This is a genomic window from Sphingomonas sp. (assembly GCF_031372575.1).
Taxonomy (GTDB): domain Bacteria; phylum Pseudomonadota; class Alphaproteobacteria; order Sphingomonadales; family Sphingomonadaceae; genus Sphingomicrobium.
Genome location: NZ_JANMLM010000002.1, coordinates 1 through 9457 on the forward strand (window position 1 = coordinate 1; position 9457 = coordinate 9457).

The window sequence follows — 9457 nt, forward strand, 5'->3', positions numbered from 1 at the left end:
GGCGGCGCGAAGTTCGGGCAAGGGTTCGAGCGGGGTGAACTTGCAGTAGAGATTGAAGCGCGCGCGAAGCTCGTAAACGAAGCGGTCGCCGCCGGGCCCGCAGAACATTGCGCCGCCGATGGCGAACAATCTCTCGCCGAACGCGGTGACTTCGTCGGATAGGCTCGATCCGCACTGGGCCTTGGCGGGAAGGCCGATCAGGCCCCCCTGGTGAAATTCGAAGCTGCGGTCGCTTTGCGCGGTGAGCAGGTCGAGCATGCGCATCGCCACCGGCACCACTTCGACCCCGACTCCTTCGCCAAGGAACACGCCGACGTGGTGGACCGCCGCCGGATCGAACACGGCACAGGGCACGCCCAGCGTCTCACTGAGGCGTGGGCGAAGCGGTTCATCAACGGGCGACATCTGGGTCAGTTTGGGGCTCGGTTCGGAATTAGGCATTGGGGAAATTCTTCCGGCTCGCGCCGTAAAGCGCGGTCAGCTTGTTCGCAATCATCGCGCGCGGGATTTTGCCCATCGCGTTGCGCGGGATCGACTTGAGGCGGAGCAAGTGGAAGGTGCGGCCCTTGGGCAACTTCTCCTGGATCCGCGCCGCGACCGACGTCAGGTCGACATTGTCGCCGGTGACGACGGCAAAGGTCAGCAAATCTCCCTCTGCCAATGGCATGACACAGGCGACGAGGTCATCGACCCCGGGAAGGAATGACAGCTTGGACTCCAGCTCGGGCGCGCTGACCTTCCACCCGCCGACATTGAGGGTGTCGGTCAGGCGTCCCTCGATCGCCAGTAGGCCGTCGTCGAATAGGCGGCCAATGTCGCCCGGGTAAAAATAGCCATTGTCGAAATGGCCGGTTTCCTCGCCCGGCGCGGTCGATTCATAGCCGTCGATCATCAGGCCCGACTTCACGCGGACCAGCCCCGGCTGTCCGGCCGGGACAGCGGTCTTGGAAGCATCGACGATTTCGACCTCCACGCCGCTGCGGACGAAGCCGACTGCGCCGACGTGGCGATCGATCAAGTCGGAGGAACCAAGCGCGATGCTGCCGGTCTCGGTCGAGCCGTAACTGATCAGCAATTGCGCCGTGGCCGCGCGCAACGCCTCATCCCGGACCGCGCTGGGCAGGCGACCGCCGAGCATGATGATCGTCCTCCCCTCGCGCCCGTCCCAGTCGCCCTCGATCGCGCGAAGCCGCTCGGCAAGCTGGACAGGGGACGCGGCGATCAGCGTCGACACGCCAATTGCGGCACGATCACGCATGGCGACGTCCGGATCATCGGGCAGCAAGATGCAGCCGCCGGCCTGCCACACCGCCAGCGGGTAACGGAAGCCGGCGGTGGTGCGCATATGGAGCAGACAATAGAGGATCGTCTGCGGGCCGATCGCGACGCCGTCGGCGACCTGTTTTATCCTGGCCGCGATCATGGCCGAATCCCAGACCAGGAATTTGGGCTTGCCGGTGGTGCCCGAGGTCAGATTGATGCGCGATGCAGCGACGTCCCGGTTGGGCGGGGTTTCACTGGGCGCGAGCAGTCGCTTGGGGTCGCAATCGAAAGTTATGCGGCCAAGCCCGGCGGGGATGTCGCCAAGCGTGCCGGCCGAGCCAATGACCGCATCGATCAACCCGGCCTGCAGCGCGGCGCCCATCGAGGCTGGCTCGACAATCGAGCAATGGGCCGCGCCGAGCCACAGGCTGGTGAGATGGGCGACCCAATTGGCGTAGCAATGGCCCGACGGCACCGGGCCGACCCGGATCCCAACCCTGGATCCTTCGCCTACCCCCTTGGCCGCAAGCGATGTGGCGGCAGCGGCGATGTCGGCGAGCAAACGTCCGTAACTGATGTCGAGCGCGCCGACCCGCACCGCGATCCGATCGGCAGGATGTGCCGCAAGCGATTGAAAAAGCGACACGTCCCGCCTTAGCGCGGCTTGACGAACTTGAGCGTCATCCGGTCGCTTTCGCCAATCGCGGCATATTTGGCGCGGTCGACATCCTTGCGGGCATAATTGGGCGGCAGCGTCCACACGCCCTCGGCATAATCCTTGGTGTCGCGCTTGTTGGCGTTAATCTCGCTCGACCCGACGAAGCGGAAGCCAGCGGCCTCTGCCATCCGGCGAACGGTCGATACCTTGACGTAGCCGCTCTTCTTTTCGAGCGCGCTATCGGCCTTCTCGCCGAGGCGATGCTCCTCGACCCCGAGCACCCCGCCCGGCTTGAGCATCGCATACATCTGCTGGAAGGCGAGGTCGGCATAGGGCTTGTCGCCCATCATCCAATTGTGGACGTTGCGGAAGGTCACAACGACGTCGGCAGTGCCGGCCGGAACGCCGGTTTCATTCGCCGCCCGGACCGGGAAGATGGCGGTGCGGGCCTTGCCGTACAATGCTTCGTTGGTCGCGGCGAGCTTGCGGAAACCGTTGAGACCACGGTCGGGCGCGGCGGCATAATAAGTCCCGCCACCGTTGATGACGTAGGGCGCGATGATCTCGCTATACCAGCCACCGCCGGGGAAGATCTCGACGACGGTGTGGGTCGGCTTGACCTCGAAGAAAGCAAGCGTCGCGGCGGGGTTGCGGTAACGATCACGCGAGACGTTTGCTGGCGTGCGCGAGGGCGAAGCGACTGAGGCGGCAAGCGCGGTGCGGTGGGGATTGCCGAGCTTGGCAACGGCGACCGAAGTCGGTCCGACGCTGGCGAGGCAAAGCAGTGAGGCGGTGACGACGAGCAGGTGATGGCGGTTCATGAATCGCTCCCAGGCAAAGTGTTGGCGGGTTTTGCGGGGAGCGGGGCGGCAAGGCAAGTGCGTGATGGTATTGAGCGCGCACCAGCGGCACGGTTAGGGGAGCGCGCGTTGATTCCAAGCCGTTCAGGGGCGGTTGGCGAGGATTGCTAGAGGCACGCCTCCAAATAGGGCTGGTCGAAGCCGTACTGCTTGGCTTTATCGAGGCTGTAAGGACGCAGGCCCATCGAACGATATTCGCCGAGGATCTTGCCTTCCGCCGTCTCGTCCAGATATTCGAACTTGAACAATTCCTGCGTGACGATGACTTCGCCTTCCATCCCGATCACCTCGGTGATGTTGGTCGTGCGGCGCGAGCCGTCGCGGAGGCGCTTGACCTGGACGATGAGGTCGACCGAATCCGCGATCTGGCGCGAAATCGCCTCCTTCGGAATCTTGATGTCGCCCATCATGACCATGTTTTCCATACGTGCGAGGCATTCGCGCGGGGAGTTGCTGTGGAGCGTCGCCATCGAGCCGTCATGGCCGGTATTCATCGCCGCCAGGAGATCGAAGCATTCCTGGCCACGAATTTCGCCGAGGATGATGCGATCGGGGCGCATACGCAGCGCGTTGATGACAAGATCGCGAATGGTGATCGCGCCCTGACCTTCGAGGTTGGGCGGGCGGGTTTCAAGCGGCAGCCAGTGCGGCTGCTGAAGCCGAAGCTCGGCCGCATCCTCGATGGTGATGACTCGTTCGCCCGGGTCGATCATCTTCGACATGGCGTTGAGCATGGTGGTCTTGCCCGAGCCGGTACCGCCCGAGATGACGACGTTCATCCGCGACGCGCCGGCGATCTTGAGCACGGTCGCCATTTTCTCCGACATCGAACCGAAGCCGCGCATCATGTCGAGCGTGATCGGTTTCTCGGAGAATTTACGAATCGAGATGGCGGTACCGCGCAAGCTGAGCGGCGGGATGATGACGTTGACGCGGCTGCCGTCGGCGAGGCGGGCGTCGGCCAGCGGGGTGGTCTGATCGACGCGGCGGCCGACCTTGTTGACGATCCGCTGGGCAATCTGGAACAGATGTTCTTCGTCGCGGAACTGGATGTGCGCCAGCTCGAGCTTGCCCTTGCGCTCGATGAAGCATTGATCGGGACCATTGACCATGATGTCGCTGATCGCGGGATCGTTGAGCAGTTCCTCCAACGGCCCGAGGCCGAGCAATTCGTCGACCAGCACCTTTTCAAGCGCGAATTGCTCGCGGCGGTTGAGGTTGATCTTGAGCTCGGCCAGCACTTCACCGATGATCGGCCGAAACTCTTCTGCCAGCTCGTCTTTTCCGAGCGTCGCCGCAGCTTCGGGATCGACTCGTTCGAGCAAGCGCGGAAGCACCTGTTCCTTGATCCGATGGACCGAGGCTTCAAAACCCTCGGCCTTCTTGCTGCCTTGCTCACCGCTGGCATTCTGACGCTGGTTGAGGCGATCGAGCGCGCCCATGTGCACCGCGCTATGCGTGGTCGAATTGGCCGGTTCGTCGGTCGCCGGAAATTCTTCGAGCGGCGGGAATTGGTCGCCGCCTTCGGGTTCCTCGACCGGCGCGGAATTGCCGCCGCCAGGACTGCCCTTCATCGGGCTCGCGACCCCGAATTGCGGCCGTGAGCCGCCAGTCCCGTTGCGCTTGCCGAAAGCACTCATATCGTCGCAATCCCGATTCTCTGCCGATGAATTCGAGATGGTGAATAAGGCCCAAACTTTTAGAAATTGCTAACTTTGCGCAAGCGGTGCGTTTCATGAGGAATCAACTAATGGACTGTAGCGGGGGGCGATGAGCGACGAACAGACAATCGATGTGCGTGAGCCCCATGGCTGGTTGGCACCTCGCGGCGCTTCGGCATTCTTTGTCGCCGCTTTGCTGTTCGGCACGATCGCCCGGTTGCGAACCGGGTTGGAACTGCCGCTGTGGATCGATGAGACGTTCACTGCGACAATCGCGACCCAGCCGGACTTTGCCGGGCTGGTGCGTTGGTGCCTGACCGAGCTGACCGGCCCCGCATTTTACGCCCCGATGTGGGCGTGGACCAAGCTCGCGGGGAGCAGCGATGCGATGCTTCGGCTGCCGGCGGTGGTGATGGCACTGGCGACGCCATTGGTGATTGCACGGTTCGGTCATCGCGATCGGTCGTTGGCGTTGTTGTGGGCGGCCTCATGCTTCCTGTGGCTGCCGTTGCTTCCGGCGAGCACCGAGGCGCGTGCCTATCCGCAGTTGATGCTGCTGGGAGGCTTGCAGGCGATGGCGTTTATGGCGGTGGTGCGCGACTTGCGCGGGCGAACCCTGCTGGCCTGGTCGGCGGTGACCGCAGCGGCGGTGCTGACCCATTATTATGCGCTGGTGATCAGCGGGTTGCAGGGGCTGGCGCTGCTGATCCTGTTTCGGCGGCAATTATTCGCGCACTGGCTGGCGCTGGCCCCGCTCGCGCTGGCTGCAGCGTGGATGGCGTTTCATCTGTCGTTCCTGATGCAATTCGCAGGCTCGCGCTTTGCCGCTTACGATCCGCTGCCGTGGAGCTTTTTCCTGATGACGCCGATGCTGGTGTTCGGGGCCGGCTTGCAGGGTTATGTCGTGCTGGCGGCGGTGGGTTGGACACGCGCGCGGTACTGGCGCGCGGCGGCGCCCGACTTGCCCGAGCGATTGCTGGCGTGGAGCGGGGCGATCGGCCTGGTGATCCTGGTGCTGGTCGGTTTCTGGAAAGCGAGCTTTGCGCCGCGTTATCTGACCCCGGTGATGCCGGCGCTGTTGTTCGGGCTGGCGCTATGGGCGCGGCGGTGGGCAGGCCGCGAGCCGGTGGCGGTAGCGGCGTCACTCGGCTGGCTGCTGGTGATGATGGGGACGGTGGCGATCGCCGGATCGAGCGACGTGCGCTATGAAGAGCGCCGCGCGATGACGATCGAGCCGGCATCAGCATGGATCGCCGAGCGGCACCCCGAGCGGCTTTATTTCCTGTGGTCGACGCCGACTGGCGAAATATCGTCGGTGCCCAATTTGACCGATATGGCGGGGCTGGCCTTTCGGCGGATAGGGGCGCCGGTCGAGGTGCGTGTCGTGCGCAGCGGGCAGGACCCGAATGCCGCTTTGCTGAAGGACGCGGGAAGCGACCCGACGGGCGCGATGTTGTGGTTCTCAGACAATCCGCTCACGCCAAGAAATCGTCCGCGGATCGGAAGCATGGACCCCAGATGGGAATGCCGTGACTTCAGCCGCGCGCTGCAGGATGTCGAATCGACCGTCAGCGTGTACGCCTGCCGACGGCCCGGCGTTTAGCCCTCGGCAGTCTCGGCGAGGATGGTCAGGCCGCGCTCGCTGACTTCGGCGAACCCGCCCGAGACCTTGATATTCTCCGGCTGGCCACCGGCGGTCTTGAACACCTGGATCGCGGCATCGTCCTTGACCATCGCCATGACCGGGGCGTGGCCGACCATGACGCCGAAGTCACCCTCGGTACCCGGGACGACGACCATATAGACGTCGTCCGAACGCACCAGTTTCTCGGGCGTGACGAGTTCGAAGTGAAGGTCGGCCATCGGTTAAGCGTCCTCGGCCATTTTCTCGGCCTTGGCGACGGCTTCGTCGATGCCGCCGACCATGTAGAAGGCGCTCTCCGGAAGATGATCATACTGGCCTTCGACCACCGCCTTGAATGAGGCGACGGTGTCTTCGACCTGGACGAACTTGCCCGAGATGCCGGTGAACACTTCGGCGACGTGGAACGGCTGACTGAGGACCTTCTGGATCTTGCGGGCGCGGCCGACGACCAATTTATCTTCTTCCGACAACTCATCCATGCCGAGGATGGCGATGATGTCCTGCAGCGACTTATACTTCTGAAGCGTTTCCTGGACGGCGCGGGCGACCTCATAATGCTCCTGCCCGACAACCGCCGGGGTCAGCACGCGGCTGGTCGAATCCAGCGGATCGACAGCCGGGTAGATTCCGAGCTCGGAGATGGCGCGGTTGAGCGTGGTGGTCGCGTCCAAATGGGCGAAGGAGGTCGCCGGGGCCGGATCGGTCAGATCGTCGGCGGGGACGTAAATTGCCTGCACCGAAGTGATCGAGCCCTTGTGGGTCGAGGTAATCCGCTCCTGCAGCTGGCCCATGTCGGTCGACAGGGTCGGCTGATAGCCCACCGCCGACGGGATTCGGCCGAGCAATGCCGACACTTCCGATCCGGCTTGGGTGAAGCGGAAGATGTTGTCGACGAAGAACAACACGTCCTGGCCCTCGACGTCGCGGAAGTATTCAGCCTGGGTAAGGCCCGACAGAGCGACCCGCGCGCGGGCGCCCGGCGGCTCGTTCATCTGGCCGAACACGAGTGCGACCTTCGAACCTTCGGGCGTCGGATTGCCGTCGGCATCCTTGGCGATGACGCCCGCGTCGAGGAATTCGTGATACAGATCATTGCCTTCGCGGGTGCGCTCGCCGACGCCGGCGAACACGCTGACGCCGCCATGGCCCTTGGCGATATTGTTGATCAGTTCCTGGATCAGCACGGTCTTGCCGACGCCGGCGCCGCCGAACAGGCCGATCTTGCCGCCCTTGGCGTACGGCGCGAGCAAATCGATGACCTTGATCCCGGTGACGAGGATCGCAGCTTCGGTCGACTGGTCGACGAACGGCGGGGCCTCGGCGTGGATCGGCATGGAAAGGTCGCTGCCGATCGGGCCGCGCTCGTCGATCGGCTCACCGATGACATTCATGATGCGGCCCAGGGTCTTGGGACCGACGGGAACGCGGATCTGGCCGCCCGAGGCGGTGACGCGCTGGCCGCGGGTCAGGCCCTCGGTCGCGTCCATCGCGATGGTGCGGACGATATTCTCACCGAGATGCTGGGCGACTTCGAGCACCAGGCGGTTGCCGCCATTGTCGGTCTCGAGCGCGGCGAGGATCGGCGGAAGCTCGCCCTCGAACGCGACGTCGACCACCGCGCCGATGACCTGCGCGACCGAACCGACGAGGTTGCCGCCGGTGGTTGCGGTGGATTGAGCAGCGGCCTTCTTGGGCTTGGCGGGGGCAGCGGTGGCCATGGTAAGTTTCCTCAGCTTTTAGGTCGGGTTAGAGCGCTTCGGCGCCCGAGATGATTTCGACGAGTTCGGTGGTGATCGCGGCCTGGCGCTGGCGATTATATTTGATCGACAATTTGCTGATCATGTCGCCGGCGTTGCGGGTGGCATTGTCCATCGCGGTCATTTGGCTGCCGTAGAAGCCGGCGGCATTCTCGAGCATGGCGCGATAGATTTGGATGGCGATATTCTTGGGCAGCAGCGCGGCGAGAATTTCCTCCTCGTCGGGCTCATATTCGATCGCGGCCGAGGCCGGGCCGCCCTTGGGGGCGGGGTCGGTGGCGGGGATCGCGACCGGGATGATCTGGTCGAGCGTCGGTTCCTGCACCAGCACTGACTTGAAGGTCGAGTACGCCAGATGCGCGACGTCGAACTGGCCGCCATCGAAGCGCGCGAGCAGGTCCTCGGCGACCGCGACGGCTTCGGAGTAAGTGGGATTCTTCATCGCCATCGTGTCATGCTGGCCGATGATCGCTTTTGCGTGGCTGCGCTGAAAGGCCGGGCGCCCCTTGCGACCGACGAAGTAGAACAGGACCTTCTTGCCCTGTGCTTCAAGCTCGACCGACTTCTTGCGCGCGGCGCGCCCGATATTGGTATTGAACGCGCCCGCCAGACCGCGATCGCCGGTGGCGACGACGATCAGGTGAGTGTCATCCTTGCCGGTGCCGGCGAGCAATTTCGGGCTTTGCGGCCCCGGCGTGACGCTGCGCGCGAGGCTGGCGACGACTGCCGACATGCGCTCCGAATAGGGACGGCCAGCCACGGCGTTCGACTGGGCCCGACGCAGCTTCGCCGCCGCCACCATGTTGAGCGCCTTGGTGATTTTCTGCGTCGACTTCACCGAGCCGATCCGCATCTTGAGTGCCTTGAGGCTGGCCATGTCGTATCAGACCTTACGCGAACTGCTTGCCGAACGCGGTGAGTGCGTCCTTGAGCTTGGCGGCGGTGTCGTCGTCGAGCACCTTGGTGTCGCGGATCGTCTTCAATACGTCGGCATGGTCCGAGCGAAGGAAGCTCAGCATCGCCTGCTCGTAGCGGGTGACGTCCTTGGTCTCGACCGTGTCGATGAAGCCCTGCGTACCGGCATAGATCGAGGCGACCTGGTCTTCGACCGGCATCGGCGCGAACTGAGCTTGCTTGAGCAATTCGGTCAGGCGGGCGCCGCGAGCGAGCAACTTCTGGGTCGAGGCGTCGAGATCGCTGCCGAACTGCGCGAAGGCGGCCATTTCGCGATATTGAGCGAGTTCGAGCTTGATCGAGCCCGAGACCTTCTTCATGGCCTTGGTCTGCGCGGCGGAACCGACGCGGCTGACCGACAGGCCGACGTTGATGGCCGGGCGGATGCCCTGGTAGAACAGATCGGTCTCAAGGAAGATCTGACCGTCGGTGATCGAAATCACGTTGGTCGGGATGTAGGCCGAGACGTCGCCGGCCTGGGTCTCAATGATCGGCAGCGCAGTCAGCGAGCCGCCGCCATTGGCATCGTTCATCTTGGCGGCGCGCTCGAGCAAGCGTGAGTGGAGATAGAAAACGTCGCCCGGGTAAGCTTCGCGGCCCGGCGGGCGGCGCAGCAGCAGCGACATCTGGCGATAGGCGACGGCCTGCTTCGACAGATC

The 9457-nt window shown here is 64.0% G+C and carries 8 protein-coding genes and 1 pseudogene; 1 reads left to right on the forward strand and 8 read right to left on the reverse strand.

Annotation, left to right across the window (positions count from 1 at the left end):
- The 4 genes from RMN73_RS00125 to RMN73_RS00140 all read right to left on the reverse strand — a co-directional run.
- Positions 1-441, reverse strand: a 441-nt coding sequence (locus RMN73_RS00125) for a hypothetical protein (RefSeq protein WP_309601288.1), incomplete at its 3' end; no start/stop codon positions are given.
- Positions 434-1909, reverse strand: coding sequence for a class I adenylate-forming enzyme family protein (locus tag RMN73_RS00130; RefSeq protein ID WP_309601289.1), 1476 nt, complete (start codon positions 1907-1909; stop codon positions 434-436). The genes RMN73_RS00125 and RMN73_RS00130, both read right to left, overlap by 8 nt.
- Before the next feature lie 8 nt (positions 1910-1917).
- Entirely contained in the window at positions 1918-2742 is an 825-nt protein-coding gene (locus tag RMN73_RS00135) for a methyltransferase (protein ID WP_309601290.1), read from the reverse strand.
- Between the two features lie 146 nt (positions 2743-2888).
- Positions 2889-4421 (reverse strand): CpaF family protein, encoded by a 1533-nt coding sequence (locus RMN73_RS00140; protein ID WP_309601291.1) that lies wholly within the window; start codon positions 4419-4421, stop codon positions 2889-2891.
- A 130-nt stretch (positions 4422-4551) separates the two neighbouring features.
- Between RMN73_RS00140 and RMN73_RS00145 the strand changes: the two genes are divergently transcribed.
- On the forward strand, positions 4552-6045 hold the full coding sequence (locus RMN73_RS00145) for a hypothetical protein (RefSeq protein WP_309601292.1): 1494 nt from the start codon (positions 4552-4554) through the stop codon (positions 6043-6045).
- Here RMN73_RS00145 and RMN73_RS00150 read toward each other — a convergent pair.
- From RMN73_RS00150 to RMN73_RS00165, 4 genes and pseudogenes are all read right to left on the reverse strand, one after another.
- The gene (locus RMN73_RS00150; protein WP_309601293.1) at positions 6042-6305 is read right to left on the reverse strand and encodes an ATP synthase F1 subunit epsilon; all 264 of its coding nucleotides are present in this window, start codon (positions 6303-6305) and stop codon (positions 6042-6044) included. The genes RMN73_RS00145 and RMN73_RS00150 overlap by 4 nt on opposite strands.
- A gap of 3 nt (positions 6306-6308) precedes the next feature.
- Complete coding sequence (atpD, locus tag RMN73_RS00155) at positions 6309-7805, reverse strand: F0F1 ATP synthase subunit beta (protein WP_309601294.1); 1497 nt, start codon at positions 7803-7805, stop codon at positions 6309-6311.
- Positions 7806-7833: 28 nt separating this feature from the next.
- The gene (locus RMN73_RS00160) at positions 7834-8721 is read right to left on the reverse strand and encodes a F0F1 ATP synthase subunit gamma (protein WP_309601295.1); all 888 of its coding nucleotides are present in this window, start codon (positions 8719-8721) and stop codon (positions 7834-7836) included.
- 13 nt (positions 8722-8734) lie between these two features.
- Positions 8735-9457: pseudogene (locus RMN73_RS00165) on the reverse strand (F0F1 ATP synthase subunit alpha); the annotation flags it as partial.

Coding starts and splice junctions, on each gene's coding strand:
- RMN73_RS00135 (WP_309601290.1), bottom strand. CDS start 2,742: ATGAACCGCCATCACCTGCTCGTCGTCACCGCCTCACTGCTTTGCCTC.
- RMN73_RS00140 (WP_309601291.1), bottom strand. CDS start 4,421: ATGAGTGCTTTCGGCAAGCGCAACGGGACTGGCGGCTCACGGCCGCAA.
- RMN73_RS00145 (WP_309601292.1), top strand. CDS start 4,552: ATGAGCGACGAACAGACAATCGATGTGCGTGAGCCCCATGGCTGGTTG.
- RMN73_RS00150 (WP_309601293.1), bottom strand. CDS start 6,305: ATGGCCGACCTTCACTTCGAACTCGTCACGCCCGAGAAACTGGTGCGT.
- atpD (WP_309601294.1), bottom strand. CDS start 7,805: ATGGCCACCGCTGCCCCCGCCAAGCCCAAGAAGGCCGCTGCTCAATCC.
- RMN73_RS00160 (WP_309601295.1), bottom strand. CDS start 8,721: ATGGCCAGCCTCAAGGCACTCAAGATGCGGATCGGCTCGGTGAAGTCG.